The sequence below is a fragment of the Pigmentiphaga litoralis genome (assembly GCF_014651835.1).
GTDB lineage: Bacteria > Pseudomonadota > Gammaproteobacteria > Burkholderiales > Burkholderiaceae_B > Pigmentiphaga > Pigmentiphaga litoralis.
This window is the reverse complement of sequence record NZ_BMXQ01000003.1, coordinates 183,781-201,760: the sequence shown is the minus strand read 5'-3', so window position 1 is coordinate 201,760 and position 17,980 is coordinate 183,781. Positions and strand designations below refer to the sequence as shown.

Below are 17,980 nucleotides of genomic sequence, written 5' to 3'. Positions count from 1 at the left end.
ATCAATTCTCCTGTTTGGTTTCGCTTTCATGCCAGCGATGCAGCAGCAGCCACTGGATAAAGGCCGTCGCATACCAGATGCCGATGCCGAACACCGACAGCATCAGCAAGGCGGCGAACATACGCGGGATGTTCAGCAGATTCCCGCTTTCCACAATCGTCCACGCCAGGCCGGTGGCGGTCCCGCTGCCCGCCATGAACTCGGCCACGACCGCGCCGATGACCGACAGGCCGGCTGAGATCCGCACGCCTGCCAGGATGTAGGGCAAGGCCGACGGCAACTGCAGATAACGGAAGCGCTTCCAGCGCGAGGCGCCATACAGCTCGAACACATTGCGCAGGCCATGATCGACCGACTTCAGCCCGATCGCCGTGTTCGACAGGATCGGGAAGAAGGCCACGATCCACGCCAGCAACAGCAGTGCAAGCCACAGGCGGTCCAGGCCCACCCAGATGATGATCAGCGGCGCGATGGCGATCGATGGCGTGACCTGCAGCACCACGGCGTACGGCCAGAACGCCAGTTCCAGTGAACGGCTCTGGGTCAGCAGCACACCCACGGCCAGGCCACTGATCAAGGCCAGGAAGAAAGCGCTGAGCGTGATCGCGGCCGTGAAGCGCAGCGCGCGAAACAGGGCCTCGTGGTCGGCAATCAGCGTCTGGAAAATCAACGACGGCGATGGCAGGACGAACTTGGGAATGTTGTTGATGGTGACGAGCCATTCCCACAGCAGCAGGAAGGCCACGCCGGTCATCAGCGGCAGCAGGATGTTGGGTGCGCGGGTGCGCCACTTGGACGGGGCCTTGATGGCCGTGCCGGTCGGCGTGGAAGGCAGGGCCCCCGACGGCGATGACGCGGCGGCGGCGCCAGCGGCGACCGATGCAGGCGGCGCGACGCCGCGCACGGCGGCCCCGGGCAGGCTGTTGGCAGGTGTGCTCATGCGAAGGCTCGCTGTTCGGTTTCGCCGTGCTCGCGCAGCAGTTGCGACAGCATGCGGCGCATGATCAGGCCGGGACGGTCCGATGGCATGTGCAGTTCTTCGCCGTCCTGCGTCGAGAGCGGCACATCGGGCTCGCAGCTTTCAAGGATCAACTGATCTTCGAGCGTGACCGCGCGGTCGAAGGCGACCACGTCGGCCGACGCCACATCGGCTTCGGTGTCATTGCGATAGACCCACTGCACGACCATGGTGTTGCCATCGTCCATGGGCGTGGCACAGGTGATCAGCACATGCTGCAGGCCATGGGGATAGCGAATGGCGGTGCGGCGCGCAAACGGCATGTACCAGGTCGAGTGGGTGTGACGGACCGTGCGGCCATCGGCGGTCACTACCGCTTTCTGCGCCGTGTCGCCGCGCACCACGACCGGCGAGTCGTAGGCTGAATCGAAACCGAAGTCGCTGACTTCGACTTCACGCGCGCCGACTTCGGGCTGGGCCACGTCGCCAAAGGTTTCGCGGTGCACATAGGCCACATGCGCCGAGTCGAAGGAATTTTCCATCAGGCGCAGGGCGCCGATTTTCCAGGGCTCGTAGAACTCGGGCACCTGGCGAAAGCCCGGCAGCGCGGCTTCGGGGATCTCGGGAATGCCGGTCAGCGGATCGTCGAGCGCGACCCACACATAGCCGTACTTTTCTTCGGCCCGAAACGCCTTCACGCAATGTTTCGCAGAGATGGGTTCATCGGGCCGCTGGGGAATGCGCACGCAGGCGCCTGCCGTGTCGAACGTCCAGCCGTGATAGCCGCAGACAATGTTGTCGTTCTCAACGAAACCCAGGGACAGCTTGGCCGTGCGGTGGCAGCACCGGTCCTGCAGGCAGGCGATCTTGCCTTCGGCGGTCTTCCACAGCACGATCTTTTCGCCCAGCAGCGTGAATCCCTGCTGCCCTTCGTCGAGCAAGGACACGGGCATCACCGCATACCAGAAGCGGCGCAGCACGGCTTGTTTCGTCACGATCATGGCAGGCTCCCTCTTACTTCGCGTTCACGAACTGCAGGGTGTACGCACTCTTGTAGTCCAGCGTCTTCGAGATCAGGCCGGCCGACGCCAGCATGTCGAAGTGCGATTTCCAGCGCGCGTCGGTCATGGTGCCAATGCCGCCCTTGGCCGTATCGGCGGACTCGACGATGCCAGCCGACTTCATCGTGCGGATGGCATAGGCGATCAGGTCGTCGGTGTTCTCGGGGTTGTTCTGCTTGATCAGGGCAATGGCCGGCTTGGGATCCACGAAGAACTCTTCCCAGCCCTTGCGGGTGGCCGACACGAAGCACTGCACGACCTGCGGCTTTTCGTCGATCATCTTCTTGCTCGCGATCACGACCGAGCTGTAGGCCTCATAGCCGTAGTCGGCCAGCAGGAAGGTCTTGGGCGACTTGCCCGTTTCGGTCTGCACGCGATACGGCTCGTTGGTCAGCAGGCCTTGCTGGATGCCGGTGGGATCGAGCAGCCACGGAGCGAGCTGGCCGGTATAGGCGCGCAGTTGGGCATCGGTGAAGCCGAACTTGTTGCGCAGGAAGGGCCAGAAGCTGGTGCGCGACGAAGCCGACACCATGACGGGCTTGCCGCGCATGTCTTCCATTTTTTCGATGCCATTGCCGGCATGCGTCATCAGGATCTGCGGGCTTTTCTGGAACGACGACATCACGGCCTTGCCCGCGAAGCCGGCTTCATTGACCTGGAAGGCGGTGTCGCTGAACGAGGCCATCATCATGTCGACGGCGCCGGCCACGAACAGCTGTTTGCCATCGATGGCGGGGCCGCCCTGGCGGATGTTCACGTCGATGCCACAGGCCTGGTAGTGGCCCTTGGCCAGTGCCTGGTAGTAGCCACCGTGTTCTGCCTGGGCCTTCCAGCTGGTGAGGAAGGTGAGCTTTTCTGCGGCGTGCGCATTTGCTGCGGTCAACAGCGTGGCTACTGCCACGGGCCACCAACGACGTATAGACATTGCCATTCCCCAAAGTGGTGCACACCGACGTGGTGCGCTTCCTGATGTCACACCGGCATAAGAGACCGATAAGGCAGTCTATGCGGCATCCGGGGAAGGCGGCAGCCTCGCGGCCACCATACAGTACATAACGCAAGTGGTATGAGTCAGGCCTCGGCGGCTACTGCGGGGGTCAGGATGCCGCGATCGCCATGCTGCGGATCAACGACCAATTCGCGCACCGCATCGCTGACCTGCTGTCGCAGCCAGCGATTCGAATCGCTCGCGTGATTGCGTTCGTGCCACAGCTGATAGAAGCGCATCGGCGGAAATTCAAGCGGGGCCGGCACGATCGTGACCGGCAGCAGCTTGGCGTAGTGCTCGGCAAACACGCGGCCGGTGGTAAAGACTAGGTCCGTGGACAGCAACACGTAGGGCGCCAGATTGAACTCGGGCACGGTGGCCGAGATCACGCGGCGATAGCCCACCTTGGCCAGTTCGCCGTCCACCGGTCCCATTTCGCGAAGCGAACTGGGTTGTGGCGCCAGGTGTTGCATGTTCAGGTAGCGCGCCAATGACAGACGGGCCTCGCCTGCCAGCGGGTGGCCGGATCGCATCATGCAGACCACTTCGTCGGTGTACAGGCGGCCGATGCGCAGGTCTTCGCGCGGATTGGGGCTGTTGTTGATCACCAGGTCCAGCTCACCTTCTTCCAGCGCGCGCGCCACGTCAAAGGCGGGATCGATCAGCCGCAGCTTCGCGCGGATGCGGCGCCCGGCGCTGGTCAGCCGCGCGATGATTTGCGGCAGCAGCAAGGTGGGAATGCAGTCGGCGCAGGCGATCCGGAATTCCTTGTCGGACAGGTCTGGCGCGAAATTGGTGCCGACTTCGATGCGCGCCACCTGGGCCAGGATTTCCTGCAGCGGTTCGCGCATCGCGACCGCGCGTTCCGTCAGCACCATGCGGATGCCGCTGCGCACCAGCAGAGGGTCGCCCGTCACCTTGCGCAGGCGGACCAGCATCCGGCTGATTGCGGGCTGCGCCTGACCCGTCTTTTCGGCCACCTTGGTCACGCTGCAGTGCTGCAGGAGCAGACTCAGCACCGTCAGGTGATGGATGTCCAGTGACTGTAGATCGGCGCGCATGGCTGCCCCTAGGTGAGCGTGGCGGTGGAAAGGCATTGTATCGGCAGTGTGCGGCCATCCCCGCTTTTGCCTTTTGAACAAAATTGTCATGACTCGGTGAGATTTGCGTGCTGGCAAATCGCGCGCAACTTGACTACAACCTACCGACAACGATCGCTAGTGGCGGGGAGCAGGGCATGACGGATATCAAGGGCGGATCAGTCCAGGCGGACGGCGGCATCCTGGTGTTGGCCGGGACCACGCAAGCGCGCGCCGAGGCCGAACACGACGTGATGGACTGGTTGCGGGTCCACGGACTGGAAGAGGTCGCCGAGCTGCGGCACGCGTCGGACAGCGACCGGCCGGGTCTGCGCCTGACCTTGCGGCCCGACCTGTTCGAAGCCTGGACACCGGGCTACGACACGACCCGCTTGCATGATGAACTGGGACTGGACACCCTTGCCCGTCCGCAGGACCTCGAGACCGAAGTGGCCGTGGCCATGCTGGCGTCGCCCGTCACCTTTGTCTTTCCGCACGTGCCCGAGCTGCTGTCGTCGATCCGCATCCGCCGGTATATCGTCGAAGCGGCGCGGCAAGCGGTGCTGGCCTTTGACACGGTCGACGCCGAGCGGCCCATGGACTGGTGGGACTACAGCGACGAGCGCGGCTTTACCGTCAAGCCCGGCAAGGCGCTGCGCGAGGCCTTGCAGAAGGCCACCCAGCCCGATCATGGCGAACGAAAATGGTCGTTTTCCTGTTACCGCGCCACCGAATACGTCGCGCTGATCGGACTGGCGCGCGAGCTGGCCGTCTGCAACCCGCAGCTTGCCGAGGATCTGCAGCGGCAATGGGAAACGCGCGCGATTGTGTCCGGTGAATTCCACGAAGTATTTCTGCGTGAATACGGGACCATGGATGCGCCGCTGCCGCTCAAGTTCTACGTGCCCGGCGACCGGCTATGGTTCCGCAACCCCGATCCGTTTTCATCGGACGTGGAAGGCTATGAAGGGTCCTGGATCTTTTACCTGGGCAACGGCCTGTTCAACAATTTCTGGACACCGACCAAGGTATTTTCCTTGCAGCGCAAGTGCCTGGAGATCTATCACTGGCGGGACGCGACCTATCGCAAGCCGGACGGGTCGCTGGCCGTGAACGATGACATCGTGGACGAACGCGTGCGCGAGACGATGGCCGACCCGCAGGCGGTGGAGCGCATCTATTCGATGATGCTGAAGCTGCGCGAGCCGCAGGGCGTGTACAAGGACGGCGGGTGCATCGATGCGACGCGGGAATGTTTGCGGTGGGTGCATCCGGGGGTGAGCGAAATCACCCTGCCGGGGCGGTGACCGTGAAGGTCGCGCGCAGTGTTATCGCCTGCCCGCTGCCGCGCGGGTCCGGTCCGGTGCCGCTCTACCAGCCGAGTTTCCATGCGGCCAACCCCACCCCCAAGAACAGGGCGACCACCCCGCCCTGCTCCCACGCGTTGAACCGCCGCCCTTCGACCAGCCGGTAGAACACCGCGCCGGCCGCAATGCTGCAGAAGAATGCTGCGATCAGGCCCAAGGCGTTGATCAGGGGCGTGGCAGGCAGGAAGCGTGACACGGCCGCGTTGATCACCAGGCACACCGGAAAGTGCACCAGAAAGATGGAAAAGGAAATGCGCCCGAGCCAGGACACGATGTCGGGCACTTGCCAGCGCGCCAGCCCGCCCGACCACCGGGCCCAGGCCAGCAGCCCCGCCACCGCCGCGGCCACGACAATCCGCACCCGGTAGTCCACCAGCAAGGCCGCCACCACGCAGGCCGCCAGCAGCCCCAACCAGACCTGCGGGCGCCTCACCGACGGTTCGGTTGCCCAGAACACCAATGCGCCCAGGCCGTAATAGGCCAGGTAATACAGACCGGTCTCGTCCCACAGATCGTCGCGATTGAACGCGATCAACGAGGCCCACGTCAGCCCGGCAATCGCCACCATACCCATGCTGCGGAGCCCGGCCCGCGCGGTGATCGCCAGCATCAGCGCCATCATCGTGAACAGCTGGAAATCGACAGCCAGATACCAGACGCCCGCCGACAAGGCCTCCTGATCCACCAGGTCTTGCAGAAACAGCACGTGCGCGAACAGCTGCCAGGGATTGGGCACCGCCGAAATGGATTCATGCGTCATCCAGCGCCGCGCGATGCCGTTGCAGACAATCGCCAGCGTCAAGGCGGCGGCAAGCGGCACGACCAGGCGCAGATAGCGTTTGCCGATGGCGCGCCAGGGAAAGGTGGACGCACTCGCCCCGCCCTGCGGCCCCAGCTGCATCGCACACAAAAACCCCGCCACCACCAGAAAGGCCTGCACCGCCATCCGGCCATACGCATACAGCCCGTCGAACAAGGGTTGCGACAGCGGATACGCCACGTCGGACATCGGCCCGTAAAAGGCCAGGTGGTGCGCGACGACGGCCAGGCAGCCGGCGGCCTTGATGGCGTCCATCAGAGGCATGCGGTGGGTGGACGTCGCGGGGCGCGTCATGGCGTGGCAGTCAACGGGGGCAAGAGGTGGCCGAGATGATACTCAGCCGTCCTGCCGCTGTCGTGCTGAATCTGCTGCCCAGACGAACGAAAGCCCGTCGACTTTTCAGAAGACGGGCTTTCAAATTGGTCGGAGTACAAGGATTCGAACCTTGGACCCTCTGCTCCCAAAGCAGATGCGCTACCGGGCTGCGCTACACTCCGAAGTACTTTGCGTCCGCCATATTAAGCTCGGCGAGTCGCGTAGTGGTCGTACTTTTTTCACTACCCTTTCAGGCAGAAAAAAAGTATAGCACTGGCAGCTGGGCAAAAGCAAGTTCCGCGCACAGTAACGTGCCACGCTACTGTCAAAAACCGATAGTCAGCCAAAGCGGCCGGTAATGTAGTCTTCTGTTGCCTTCTTGGTCGGCTTGATGAAGACCTGGTCGGTCACGCCGAATTCGATCAGCTCGCCCAGGTACATGTAGGCCGTGAAGTCCGAGCAACGTGCCGCCTGCTGCATGTTGTGGGTCACGATGACGACGGTGTAGTCGTCCTTCAGTTCGGCGATCAGCTCTTCGATCTTGGCGGTCGAGATCGGATCCAGTGCCGAGCATGGCTCATCCAGCAGCAGCACTTGCGGCTTGATGGCGATGCCGCGGGCGATGCACAGACGCTGCTGCTGGCCGCCCGACAGGCTGTGGCCGCTCTGGTTCAGCTTGTTCTTGGCTTCTTCCCACAGCGCGGCCTTGGTCAGGGCCCATTCCACGCGCTCGTCCATTTCGCCCTTGCTCAGGTTCTCGAACAGGCGCACGCCGAAAGCAATGTTTTCGTAGATGCTCATGGGGAACGGCGTCGGCTTCTGGAACACCATGCCGACCTTGGCGCGAACCAGCGAGATGTCCATGTTGGACGTCAGCAGGTTTTCGCCGTCCATGTTGATCTCGCCTTCGGCGCGCTGTTCGGGATAAAGCTCGAACATGCGGTTGAAGGTGCGGAGCAGGGTCGATTTGCCGCAGCCCGACGGTCCGATGAACGCGGTGACCTTCTTTTCCGGAATGGTCAGGTTAACGTTGCGCAGGGCGTGGAACTTGCCGTAGTAGAAGTTCAGGTTCTTGACTTCGAGCTTGGCGGGCAAGGTGTGGATGTCCATGGCGGGTCCGTTACGAGGGGTCTGGATCGAAGATGTCGAGTGAATGGCGGGCATGGGCTCAGGCTGCCTGCTTGCGGAACATGATGCGGGCGGCGATGTTGATCGCCAGCACCAGCAGCGTGATCAGCGTCGCGCCGGCCCAGGCCAGGCGTTGCCAGTCGGCGAACGGGCTCATCGCGAACTGGAAGATCGTGACGGGCAGGTTCGACATCGGGCCATTCATGTTCAACGACATGAACTGGTTGTTGAGGGCGGTGAACAGCAGCGGTGCGGTCTCACCCGAAATGCGGGCCACGGCCAGGAGAATGCCGGTCACGATGCCCGAACGGGCAGCGCGGTAGCAGACCATGGTGACCATCTTCCACTGCGGGCAGCCCAGCGCGGCGCAGGCCTCACGCAGGCTGTTCGGCACGAGCTTGAGCATGTCGTCGGTGGTGCGCACGACCACCGGGATCACGATCACGGCCAGGGCCAGGGCGCCGGCCCATCCCGAGAAGTGCCGCACCTGGGCGACATACACGGTGTAGATGAACAGGCCGATCACGATGGACGGAGCCGACAGCAGCACGTCATTGATGAAGCGCGTGGCGGGCGCCAGCCAGCCGCGCTGGCCGAATTCAGCCAGGTAGGTGCCGGCCAGGATACCGATCGGCGTGCCGATCAGCGTGCCCATGCCGGCCATCATGACACTGCCGACGATCGCGTTCATCAGCCCGCCGTTCTGGCCGGGAGGTGGCGTGATTTCAGTGAACAGCGTAAAGGCCATCGCGCTGGCGCCCTTGGTGAGCAGCGTCAGGATGATCCAGAACAGCCAGAACAGGCCGAACATCAGGGCCGCCGCCGACAGGGCGAGCATGACCTTGTTGGTGGTGCTCCGGCGACGGTACACCGGATTTTGCATGTTGATAATGGTCGGGATCATGGTCGCTTAGCTCTTGATGCCTTCGCTCTTCGACAGGCGCAACAGCATGAGCCTGGAGAAGGTCAGCACGATGGTCGTGATGAGGAACAGAATCAAACCGAGTTCGATCAGGGCGGACAGGTGGACATCGTCCGACGCTTCGGCGAACTCGTTGGCGAGCGACGAGGCGATCGAGTTGCCCGGTGCGAACACCGAGGTCGAGAGCCGGTAGGCGTTGCCGATCACGAACGTGACGGCCATCGTCTCGCCCAATGCCCGGCCCAGGCCCAGCATGATGCCGCCGACCACACCCACTCTCGTGAAGGGCAGTACGACTCGCGACACCACTTCCCAGGTCGTTGCGCCCAGGCCGTAGGCCGATTCCTTCAGGAGCGCCGGGACCAGTTCGAACACGTCGCGCATCACGGCGGTAATGAACGGGATGATCATGACGGCGAGGATGATGCCGGCGGTGAACACGCCGATACCGAAGGCCGGACCCTGGAACAGGATGCCTGCGCCCGGGATGTTGCCCAGCGTGTTGATCAGCGTCGGCTGCACATAGGTCTGGAACAGCGGGGCGAAGACGAACAGGCCCCACATGCCGTAGATGATCGACGGGATCGCGGCCAGCATTTCGATCGCGGTGCCCAGGGGGCGGCGCAACCAGGTCGGCGACAGTTCGGTCAGGAACATGGCGATGCCGAAGGACACCGGCACGGCAATGACCAGGGCAATGAACGAGGTCAGCAAGGTGCCGACGATAGGCACCAGGGCGCCGTACTCGTTATTGACAGGGTCCCACTCGGACGAGGTCAGGAAGTTCAGGCCGTACTTGGACAGCGTGATCTGACTGCCGAAGACAAGGGATACGAGGATGGCGGCCAGCAGGCTCAGGACCAGGAAGGCCGCGAGTCGGGTGACGTTCTTGAACAGCGCATCCATCAACGCGTTGTTGCTTTTCTTCATCGGGGGCGTGTTCCCGGTAGTTACTGGGACCGAGTTTCCTCGGCGTACGCCGGGCATGTTATCAAGGACCGCGCTCATCGGTGCTTCCCGTCAAGGGTATGAGATGCCGGAACGGCCACCCAAAGGAGATGAATAGGGACGAATTCTGGGGTGTTGCAGGGGTAAAACGACGTGCAGGTGGGACACACGACACGGGAGCACGCCCCAGGTGCAGGACAGTGCTCCCGATCATGCTGACAGCCAGAACTTAGAAGACGGCCTTGCCGCTCGTGTCCTTGATGTCCGACTTCCACAGACCGCGGATCTGGGTGGTCACGGCGTCAGGCAGTGCCACGTAATCCATTTCCGAAGCCGACTTCTTGCCGTTCTTGAACGCCCAGTCGAAGAACTTCAGGACTTCGGCGGCCTGCGCGGGCTTGTCCTGGGTCTTGTGGACCAGGATGAACGTCGCGCTGGTGATCGGCCAGGCCTTGGCGCCCGGTTCGTTGTTCAGGATCACGCCCATGCCTGGCGCGCTCTTCCAGTCGGCGCCGGCGGCAGCGGCAGCAAATGCCTCTTCTTCCGGCTGGACGAACTTGCCGTCCTTGTTCTGCACCTGGCCGTGCGACAGCTTGTTCTGCTTGGCGTAGGCGTATTCGACGTAGCCGATCGAACCGGCGAATTGCTTCACGTAGTTGGCGACGCCTTCGTTGCCCTTGCCGCCCTGGCCAGCAGGCCACTTCACGGCCTTGCCTTCACCGACGGTCGACTTCCAGTCGGCGGAGACTTTCGACAGGTAGTTGGTCCAGCCGAAGGTGGTGCCCGAGCCGTCCGAACGGTAGACGACGATGATGTCGGTGGCTGGCAGCGTCACGCCGGGGTTCAGCTGGGCGATGGCCGGGTCATTCCACTTCTTGACCTTGCCCAGGTAGATGTTTGCCAGCAGTTCGCCGGTGAACTTCAGTTGGCCCGGAGTGATGCCTTGCAGGTTGACCACCGGCACGATGCCGCCGATCACTGCGGGAAATTGGAGCAGGCCGTTCTTGTCGAGGTCCGCACCGCTCATCGGATCATCCGAGGCGCCGAAATCGACAGTCTTGGCGATGATCTGCTTCTGGCCGCCGCCCGAACCGATGGACTGATAGTTGACCGTGTTGCCCGTGGCAGCCTTGTAGTCGGACGCCCACTTGGCGTAGATGGGGTACGGGAACGATGCGCCAGCGCCGGTGATGTCGGCTGCATGGACGGCGACAGATGCCAGACCGAAAGCGACAGCGACCGAAACTTGCTTGAATACGTGCTTGAACATTGCAGGACCCTCTGCGTTGGGTGGGGGAAAGACAGCGTACTCATGCAGAATACCCAGGCAATATGACATGACCGTGACAGTCATGAACGACGTAGGCGAAAACCCTGCCTTGGCCTGAGCCAGTCGTCCGGCGCGGGCGCCAGGCCTGTGCCACGGGCCTGTGCCACGGGCCTGTACCCCGGGCCTGTTACCCGCGCCTGTTGCTTCCCAGCCGCATTGCCCTATTCCGACACCGCCACATGCCCGCCGATCTGCGTCATCAGGTGCGTGTGCAGGTTCATGGGCTTGCGGCGGCTCTTGATCCGGACGTAATCGCCGTCGGGCTGCTGGATCCATGCCAGCTGCGTATCCCGCAATGCGAAATTGAACGCCTCATCGACCACGCGCTTCTTCAGCGCGGGGTCGAACACCGGAAACGCGACTTCGACCCGCCGGAAGAAATTGCGGTCCATCCAATCGGCCGACGCCAAGTAGACCGCCTCCTGCCCGTCGTTCAGGAAATAGAAAACCCGCGAATGCTCCAGGAATCGGCCAACCAGTGAACGCACGGTAATGTTGTCGGACAGGCCCGGCACCCCGGCGCGCAGGGTGCACACGCCGCGCACCACCAGGTCGACCTGCACCCCGGCCTGGCTGGCCTTGTACAGCTCTTCAATAATGGTCGGCTCAAGCAGCGAGTTCATCTTGGCCATCACCCTGGCTTTCTTGCCCGCCTTGGCATGCCGCACTTCGCGCCGGATCATCGACACCATGGTTTCATGGAGCGAGAACGGGGCCTGCAGCAGCGCCTTGAGCTTGCGCTGCTCGCCCAGGCCAGTCAGCTGCGCAAAGATCTGGTCCATGTCCTCGCAGATGCGCGGATCGGCCGTGAACATCCCGAAATCCGTGTACAGCCTTGCGGTGCGCGGATGGTAATTGCCGGTGCCCAGGTGGCCGTAGCGGCGGATGCGGCCCTTTTCATGGCGCAGCACCAGCGCCATCTTGGCGTGGGTCTTGTGCCCCACCACGCCGTACACCACGTGCGCGCCGACCTCTTCAAGGCGCGACGCCCAGTTGATGTTGGTCTGCTCGTCAAAACGCGCCATCAACTCCACGACCACCGTCACTTCCTTGCCTGACTTGGCCGCAGCCAGCAGCAGGCGCATCAGTTCGGAATCTTCGCCGGTACGGTAGATGGTCTGCTTGATGGCGACCACCGCAGGATCCGCGGCAGCCGCGGTCAGAAAGTCGATGACGGGCTGGAAGGACTCGTACGGGTGGTGCAACAGGCGGTCATGCTCGGAAATCGCCCGGAACATGGCGTCGGGTGTGAGCGAGCGTTCGTCAAAAGGCGGCGGCACGGCGGCGCGGAATTCGGCGAACTTCAGGTCCGGGCGGTCCACCAGGTCGACGAGCTGCATCAGCCGCGACAGGTTGACCGGGCCGTCCACGCGGTAGGCGTCACGCGGCTGCAAAGAGAATTCCTTGAGCAGGAACTGCTGCAGGTCGGGCGGCGTCGAGTCCGCCAGTTCCAGGCGCACGCCGTTGCCAAAGTGGCGCTGCGTCAATTCGCCTTGCAGGGCGTGCCGCAGATTGGTGATTTCTTCGTCATCGACAAACAGGTCACTGTTGCGGGTGACGCGCCACTGGTAGCAGCCGTTGACCTTCATGCCGGGGAACAGGTCGCCAACAAAAGCCTGCATGAAGGAAGTGAGCATGACGTAGCCATGCGGATGGCCCGACAGCTCGGGCGGCATCTGCGTCAGCCGCGGCAGCGCGCGCGGCGCCTGCACGATCGCGATGGCGGCATTGCGGCCGAAGGCATCGCGGCCGGTCAGTTGCACCGCAAAGTTCAGGCTTTTGTTGAAGACGCGGGGAAACGGGTGGGCCGGATCCAGGCCGATCGGCGTGAGCAGCGGCATCACGTCCATCTGGAAGACCTCGTGCGCCCACTCCCGCTGCGCGTCGGTCCAGGTCTGGGCCATGTGCAGCATGACGCCCTCGCCCTGCAAGCGGGGCAGGATCACCTGGTTGAGCAAGGCGTATTGCCGGTCGATCAGCGCATGGGCGCCGGCGGACACCGTCTGAAACACTTCTTCGGGAGTGCGGCCATCCAGCCCCTTTACCCTCGGATTCTGGCTAAGCTGCTCGTTCAGCGCGGCCACCCGGATTTCAAAGAACTCGTCGAGGTTGGAGCTGACGATACAGACGAAACGCAGGCGCTCGAGCAGGGGCGTGCGTTCGTCTTCGGCCAGCGCCAGCACCCGCTCGTTGAATTTGAGCAGTGCCAATTCACGGTTCAGGAAGAGTTCGTTGACGGGCAAACGTGATGCCATAGACGGTCCGAAAAGAGGCTGGCTCCGGGCACACCCCGAAGCAGCGGTCCATTTTGCGTCAAAATGATGACTAGCCTATGACAAAGACATGATCCTGTCACAGCAATCACTTAATCTTGCGCTCCCGCCCCTATCCCCCGGGAACGTCACCTTGCCGGTTACCCACCCTATGAATTCCATGCTCGCCGCCGTCGACCTCGGCTCCAACAGCTTCAGGCTCCTTATCGGTCGTATCGCGCGCGATGGCGAGACGGCGCAGGTCTACCAGGTCGACCGGTTGAAAGAAACCGTGCGCCTGGCGGCCGGCCTGGGCCCCGACAAGACGCTCGGTCCCGAAGCCATCGATAGGGCGATTTCGGTGCTGGAACGATTCGGCGAACGCCTGCGCAGCTTCCATCCGGACCGCGTGCGCGCCGTCGCGACCAATACCTTCCGGGTGGCGCGCAACGTGTCGGACTTTTTGCCACGCGCCGAAGCCGCCCTGGGCTTTCCGATCGAGGTCATCGCCGGCCGCGAAGAGGCCCGCCTGATCTTTTCGGGCGTTGCGCACTCGCTGCCGCCCTCTTCCGAAAAACGCCTGGTGGTCGACATCGGCGGCGGATCCACCGAATTCATCATCGGCAACGGCTTCGAACCGGAACTGATGGAATCGCTGTACATGGGCTGTGTCAGCTACAGCCGCGCCTACTTTCCCGACGGCGTGATCGACGCCCACGGCATGAAGCAGGCGGAACTGGCCGCGCGCCGCGAACTGGAAGTGATCGCCAAGCAATACCGGCGCACCGGCTGGAAGGAAGCCTTCGGGTCGTCGGGCACCGGCAAGGCGCTGGGCACGATCCTGGTCGAATCCGGGTTTTCGGACCAGGGCATCACGCGCCGCGGCCTCGACAAACTCAAGGAACGCCTGATCAAGGCGGGCACGGTTGACCGGGCGCAGTTGCTGGGCGCCAAGGTGGACCGCTATTCGGTGCTGCCGGGCGGACTGGCGATCATGAGCGCGGTGTTCGACGAACTGGGCATCGATTCGATGAACACGGCCGACGGCGCGCTGCGTCTGGGCGTGCTGTACGACCTGCTGGGCCGGGACGCCGAAACCGACAAGCGCGACGACACGGTGCGCCAGTTCATGGTGCGCTACGAGATCGACGTGGCCCAGGCCACCCGCGTCAAGACGGCCGCGCTGGCCATGTTCGCCAGCCTGGTCCCGGCCAATACGCCGGGCTTCGAAGAACTGGAAAGTGCGCTGGGCTGGGCGGCCGACCTGCATGAACTGGGCCTGTCGATCGCTCACAACACGTACCACAAGCACACGGCCTACGTGCTGGAAAACGCCGACATGCCGGGGTTTTCGCGGCAGGACCAGCGCCAGCTGGCGTTGCTGACCCTGGGACACCTCGGCAAGCTCGGCAAGCTGCAATCGCTGGTGCGCACTGACGCGCAGTGGGTGGCGATTCTGTGCCTGCGCCTGGCCGCCGTGCTGTTCCGCCGCCGGGAAGACCTGGACAGCCTGCCGGTCACGGTGTCCTTGCGGGATCGGTCGGTCACCGTCAAGGTCGAGGCCGGCTGGCTGAAGGATCACCCGCTGACCGACTTTACCCTTCGCGCCGAAGAGTCAGAATGGAGCAAGGTAGGCTTTACGTTCGAGCTGCTTGAGCTCTGAACGCAGGCCGCCGGTCGTGTGCCGCATGAAGCGCAGTCCGGCGCGCCGCCACTGGCGGCGCAGCTGACGCCGCAGCGCCGCCCGCCGGCCCATGGGAGCGAGGCCCGGCGCCGGGACCCGCCGCCAGGTCGTCACGCTTGCACCTGAAGCTCAGCTGAATTCGCGGTCTGCTGCGAAGGCTGGGCGACCCCCGGGGCCAGGTTGAAGTGGCGGCGATAGCGGTCGTCCATCGTATCCACCGACAACAGCATCGGAAAGTCTGCGGTGTTGAAGTCCGGATCCCAGGCAGGCTCGCCGCACACGCGGGCACCCAGTTTCAGATAGCCCTTGATCAGCGGCGGCACCCGTGTCGGCAGATCGGCGTCGAGCCGTTCCACTGGCAGGCGGTGCAGGGGCGATACCTGCAAGGGGCCGGGAAAGGCCAGTTGCTCGGCCACCGCCCGGTACACCCCTGCCGCCGTCGCACCGTCATCGCGCAGGCTGACGCTGGCGCAGCCCAGCACGTAGCGGTAGTTGGCGCGGCGCAGGAACTCGGCCAGCCCCGACCACAGCAGCATGATGACGGCGCCGCTGCGGTAATCGCGGTGGGTACACGAGCGTCCGAACTCGACCAGTTCAGACCGGATGGACGCCAGGCCCGTCAGGTCGAATTCGGATTCGGAGTAGTAATTGCCCGCCTGGCGGGCCTGCTTGGGGCCCAGGATGCGGTAGGTGCCGACGACGCGGCCGGTCGTCAGTTCGCGCACGATCAGGTGTTCACACCAGGCGTCGAAACGGTCTTCGTCGACGCCGTTCACGGCGTTCGGGAAGATGGCGCCCATGTCTTCGGTAAAGACTTCATAGCGTAGTCGCTGCGCGGCCTCGACCTCGCTCCACGACCGCGCCAGACCCACGGCAAAGCCCGTGGTCTGCGCAGGTTCGGAAATACGGTGGTGAGCGACATCCGGAATCGGACGACGGGCTTCGATGCGGCTGAACTCGAGCATGTACGCACTCCCCTTGGCTAGTTGAACTAGTGTCGGGGGTTTGCGTTGCAGTTCCTTGACCGGGATGTGACGCGGCCGTGAAAACGCCACGGCCGCGGGGGGATGCTGCGGGGGGATGCCGCATCAGGATGCCGCATCGGGCTGGCGCCCGGCGCGCTTACAGCAGTTCGGGATTGACGACGGCGCGCACGACGACCTGGAAATCTTCGTCCCGCTGACGGCGGGCCAGCCACCAGATGCCGCCCTTCTTGAGCGTCCAGGGCAGGTCCTCGCCCGCCAGCAGCGTGCTGGCGACCCGGCCCAGGGTCGGCTGGTGGCCGATGACGAGCACCGACGTCGAGGCAAACGGCCAGCCCGATGCGGCCAGCACGTTGGCCGGCTCGGCATCCGGGGCCAGATCCGGCATCACGGTGTAGTCCAGCTTGAGTGCATCGGCAGTCTGCCGGGTGCGCACGGCCGGGCTGACCAGCACCTTGAGGTCGGCGGGCGCGTGCTGGCGCAGCCAGGCCGCGCCCAGCTCCGCCTGCTTGCGGCCGCGTTTGGTCAGGGCACGCTGCATGTCGTCGTGGCCGTCTTCGGCCTCGGCGTGGCGCCAAAGGAGCAAGTTCATGGAATCCGTTTCGATCAGGGACAAAGGGTCCTCATTCTGCGACGATTGAGTGACCGGACCTTGACAGGCCGTGTCGCCCGGAAGGATGACCGGCTTGCGTCCGGCGCCGGTGGCGTCGTCCTTGTCCTTGTTGTCGTCCTTGTTGTGGTCCTTGTTGTGGTCCTTGTTGTCGTTCGAATGCGTGCGCCGGCTCACTTGAGGCTGCCCTCGAGCAGCGCCAGGCAATCATCCACCAGGGCTTCGTCTTCGGCTTCGACCATCAGGCGCAGCTTGGGCTCGGTGCCCGACGCGCGGATCAGCACGCGGCCGCGGCCGGCCACACGCGCCTCGGCCTCGCGGGTGGCGGCCGCCAGACCAGCGTGCGACGCCCAATCCACGCCTTCGGCCAGCGGGACGTTGACCAGCTTCTGCGGAAACAGGCGCAGCGGTTCCAGCAACTCGGCCAGGGACTTGCCGGCGCGCTGCATGGCGGCCAGCACCTGCAGGGCCGCCACGATGCCGTCGCCGGTCGTGTGGCGGTCCAGACAGATCACATGGCCCGATGCCTCGCCGCCATACAACCAGCCGCGTTCCTGCATCAGTTCCATGACGTACCGGTCCCCCACCGCGGCGCGAGCGAAGCCCACATTCAGGGCGGCCATCTGCTTTTCGAACGCATAATTGGTCATGAGCGTGCCGACCACCCCGGCGACCGGGCCAGCCGACAGCCGTTCGCGCACGATCACATACAGCAGCTCATCGCCATTGAAGGACCGGCCGTCGGCATCGACCATTTGCAACCGGTCGGCGTCACCGTCCAGCGCAATGCCCAGGTCGGCCTGGTGCGCCTTGACCTCGCGCACCAGGGCCTCGACGTGCGTCGCGCCCACGCCGGCATTGATGTTCATGCCATCGGGCTTGCAGCCGACGGCGATGACCGTCGCACCCAGTTCTTCGAAGACACTGGGCGCGATCTGGTAGGCGGCGCCATGCGCACCGTCCACGACAATGCGCAAGCCGTTCAGGCTCAGGTCGGACGGAAAGCTGCCCTTGCAGAATTCGATGTACCGGCCGTTGGCGTCCGACAGGCGGCGCGCCTTGCCCAGGGTTTCGGACGGCTCGCAGCCCACGGGTTGCTCCAGGGCTTCTTCGATCCGCAGTTCGACCTCGTCGGCGAGCTTCATGCCGCGGTCCGAAAAGAACTTGATGCCGTTGTCGAAATACGGATTGTGCGAGGCGCTGATGACAATGCCCGCCGACAGGCGCAAGGCGCGTGTCAGGTAGGCGACGGCGGGCGTAGGCATCGGCCCCGCCAGCAACACGTCCACGCCCGCAGCCGACAGGCCCGCTTCAAGCGCCGATTCCAGCATGTAGCCGGAAATCCGCGTGTCCTTGCCGATCAGGACTTCCGGCCGCTTGCCGTTGGCCCCCCGCTGCGCCAGCACGCGGCCGGCGGCATACCCCAGCCGGAGTGCGAACTCCGCGTTGATGACCGGACCGCCGACTTCCCCGCGGATGCCGTCGGTACCAAAATATTTGCGACTCGTCGCCATGTGCCGTCCTTATTCTTTGCA

General features: G+C 64.0%; 15 protein-coding genes and 1 tRNA gene. 2 read left to right on the top strand and 14 right to left on the bottom strand.

Annotated elements, in window-relative coordinates; genetic code table 11:
* Position 1: 1 nt before the first annotated feature.
* The 4 genes from IE116_RS23945 to IE116_RS23930 all read right to left on the bottom strand — a co-directional run bounded on the left by IE116_RS23945 (position 2) and on the right by IE116_RS23930 (position 4,068).
* Positions 2 to 940 (bottom strand): ABC transporter permease, encoded by a 939-nt coding sequence (locus IE116_RS23945; protein ID WP_189616196.1) that lies wholly within the window; start codon positions 938 to 940, stop codon positions 2 to 4.
* Positions 937 to 1,959 carry an aromatic ring-hydroxylating dioxygenase subunit alpha gene (locus IE116_RS23940; protein ID WP_189616194.1) on the bottom strand — a complete coding sequence of 341 codons (1,023 nt, stop codon included), beginning with the start codon at positions 1,957 to 1,959 and terminating at the stop codon, positions 937 to 939. Before IE116_RS23940 ends, IE116_RS23945 begins: the two co-directional genes overlap by 4 nt.
* A 13-nt stretch (positions 1,960 to 1,972) precedes the next feature.
* The gene (locus IE116_RS23935; RefSeq protein ID WP_189616192.1) at positions 1,973 to 2,944 is read right to left on the bottom strand and encodes an ABC transporter substrate-binding protein; all 972 of its coding nucleotides are present in this window, start codon (positions 2,942 to 2,944) and stop codon (positions 1,973 to 1,975) included.
* Positions 2,945 to 3,090: 146 nt separating this feature from the next.
* On the bottom strand, positions 3,091 to 4,068 hold the full coding sequence (locus IE116_RS23930; protein WP_189616190.1) for a LysR family transcriptional regulator: 978 nt from the start codon (positions 4,066 to 4,068) through the stop codon (positions 3,091 to 3,093).
* Positions 4,069 to 4,244: 176 nt separating this feature from the next.
* On the opposite strand from IE116_RS23930, the gene IE116_RS23925 reads away from it, so the two are divergent.
* On the top strand, positions 4,245 to 5,393 hold the full coding sequence (locus tag IE116_RS23925; RefSeq protein ID WP_189616188.1) for a TGL-type protein-glutamine gamma-glutamyltransferase: 1,149 nt from the start codon (positions 4,245 to 4,247) through the stop codon (positions 5,391 to 5,393).
* Between the two features lie 64 nt (positions 5,394 to 5,457).
* Here IE116_RS23925 and IE116_RS23920 read toward each other — a convergent pair whose 3' ends face one another.
* The 7 genes from IE116_RS23920 to ppk1 form a co-directional block, all read right to left on the bottom strand.
* Entirely contained in the window at positions 5,458 to 6,567 is a 1,110-nt protein-coding gene (locus IE116_RS23920) for an acyltransferase family protein (RefSeq protein WP_189616186.1), read from the bottom strand.
* A 126-nt stretch (positions 6,568 to 6,693) separates the two neighbouring features.
* Positions 6,694 to 6,770 (bottom strand) — tRNA-Pro (locus tag IE116_RS23915).
* A gap of 157 nt (positions 6,771 to 6,927) precedes the next feature.
* Entirely contained in the window at positions 6,928 to 7,698 is a 771-nt protein-coding gene (gene pstB / locus IE116_RS23910) for a phosphate ABC transporter ATP-binding protein PstB (RefSeq protein ID WP_189616184.1), read from the bottom strand.
* 58 nt (positions 7,699 to 7,756) lie between these two features.
* Positions 7,757 to 8,620, bottom strand: a complete 864-nt coding sequence (pstA, locus tag IE116_RS23905; RefSeq protein WP_189616182.1) for a phosphate ABC transporter permease PstA — start codon at positions 8,618 to 8,620, stop codon at positions 7,757 to 7,759.
* 6 nt (positions 8,621 to 8,626) lie between these two features.
* Positions 8,627 to 9,646, bottom strand: coding sequence for a phosphate ABC transporter permease subunit PstC (gene pstC / locus IE116_RS23900; RefSeq protein ID WP_189616181.1), 1,020 nt, complete (start codon positions 9,644 to 9,646; stop codon positions 8,627 to 8,629).
* A gap of 169 nt (positions 9,647 to 9,815) precedes the next feature.
* Positions 9,816 to 10,856 carry a phosphate ABC transporter substrate-binding protein PstS gene (pstS, locus tag IE116_RS23895; protein ID WP_189616180.1) on the bottom strand — a complete coding sequence of 347 codons (1,041 nt, stop codon included), beginning with the start codon at positions 10,854 to 10,856 and terminating at the stop codon, positions 9,816 to 9,818.
* A gap of 221 nt (positions 10,857 to 11,077) precedes the next feature.
* Positions 11,078 to 13,171 (bottom strand): polyphosphate kinase 1, encoded by a 2,094-nt coding sequence (gene ppk1 / locus IE116_RS23890; RefSeq protein WP_189616179.1) that lies wholly within the window; start codon positions 13,169 to 13,171, stop codon positions 11,078 to 11,080.
* A 169-nt stretch (positions 13,172 to 13,340) separates the two neighbouring features.
* On the opposite strand from ppk1, the gene ppx reads away from it, so the two are divergent.
* Positions 13,341 to 14,831 (top strand): exopolyphosphatase, encoded by a 1,491-nt coding sequence (gene ppx, locus IE116_RS23885; RefSeq protein ID WP_189616177.1) that lies wholly within the window; start codon positions 13,341 to 13,343, stop codon positions 14,829 to 14,831.
* 131 nt (positions 14,832 to 14,962) lie between these two features.
* Here ppx and IE116_RS23880 read toward each other — a convergent pair whose 3' ends face one another.
* From IE116_RS23880 to glmM, 3 genes are all read right to left on the bottom strand, one after another.
* The gene (locus tag IE116_RS23880) at positions 14,963 to 15,817 is read right to left on the bottom strand and encodes a GNAT family N-acetyltransferase (RefSeq protein WP_189616175.1); all 855 of its coding nucleotides are present in this window, start codon (positions 15,815 to 15,817) and stop codon (positions 14,963 to 14,965) included.
* A gap of 157 nt (positions 15,818 to 15,974) precedes the next feature.
* Positions 15,975 to 16,427 (bottom strand): SixA phosphatase family protein, encoded by a 453-nt coding sequence (locus IE116_RS23875; RefSeq protein WP_189616624.1) that lies wholly within the window; start codon positions 16,425 to 16,427, stop codon positions 15,975 to 15,977.
* Between the two features lie 191 nt (positions 16,428 to 16,618).
* On the bottom strand, positions 16,619 to 17,959 hold the full coding sequence (glmM, locus tag IE116_RS23870) for a phosphoglucosamine mutase (protein WP_189616173.1): 1,341 nt from the start codon (positions 17,957 to 17,959) through the stop codon (positions 16,619 to 16,621).
* Positions 17,960 to 17,980: the final 21 nt, after the last annotated feature.

Coding starts and splice junctions, on each gene's coding strand:
- IE116_RS23945 (WP_189616196.1), bottom strand. CDS start 940: ATGAGCACACCTGCCAACAGCCTGCCCGGGGCCGCCGTGCGCGGCGTC.
- IE116_RS23940 (WP_189616194.1), bottom strand. CDS start 1,959: ATGATCGTGACGAAACAAGCCGTGCTGCGCCGCTTCTGGTATGCGGTG.
- IE116_RS23935 (WP_189616192.1), bottom strand. CDS start 2,944: ATGTCTATACGTCGTTGGTGGCCCGTGGCAGTAGCCACGCTGTTGACC.
- IE116_RS23930 (WP_189616190.1), bottom strand. CDS start 4,068: ATGCGCGCCGATCTACAGTCACTGGACATCCATCACCTGACGGTGCTG.
- IE116_RS23925 (WP_189616188.1), top strand. CDS start 4,245: ATGACGGATATCAAGGGCGGATCAGTCCAGGCGGACGGCGGCATCCTG.
- IE116_RS23920 (WP_189616186.1), bottom strand. CDS start 6,567: ATGACGCGCCCCGCGACGTCCACCCACCGCATGCCTCTGATGGACGCC.
- pstB (WP_189616184.1), bottom strand. CDS start 7,698: ATGGACATCCACACCTTGCCCGCCAAGCTCGAAGTCAAGAACCTGAAC.
- pstA (WP_189616182.1), bottom strand. CDS start 8,620: ATGATCCCGACCATTATCAACATGCAAAATCCGGTGTACCGTCGCCGG.
- pstC (WP_189616181.1), bottom strand. CDS start 9,646: ATGAGCGCGGTCCTTGATAACATGCCCGGCGTACGCCGAGGAAACTCG.
- pstS (WP_189616180.1), bottom strand. CDS start 10,856: ATGTTCAAGCACGTATTCAAGCAAGTTTCGGTCGCTGTCGCTTTCGGT.
- ppk1 (WP_189616179.1), bottom strand. CDS start 13,171: ATGGCATCACGTTTGCCCGTCAACGAACTCTTCCTGAACCGTGAATTG.
- ppx (WP_189616177.1), top strand. CDS start 13,341: ATGAATTCCATGCTCGCCGCCGTCGACCTCGGCTCCAACAGCTTCAGG.
- IE116_RS23880 (WP_189616175.1), bottom strand. CDS start 15,817: ATGCTCGAGTTCAGCCGCATCGAAGCCCGTCGTCCGATTCCGGATGTC.
- IE116_RS23875 (WP_189616624.1), bottom strand. CDS start 16,427: ATGAACTTGCTCCTTTGGCGCCACGCCGAGGCCGAAGACGGCCACGAC.
- glmM (WP_189616173.1), bottom strand. CDS start 17,959: ATGGCGACGAGTCGCAAATATTTTGGTACCGACGGCATCCGCGGGGAA.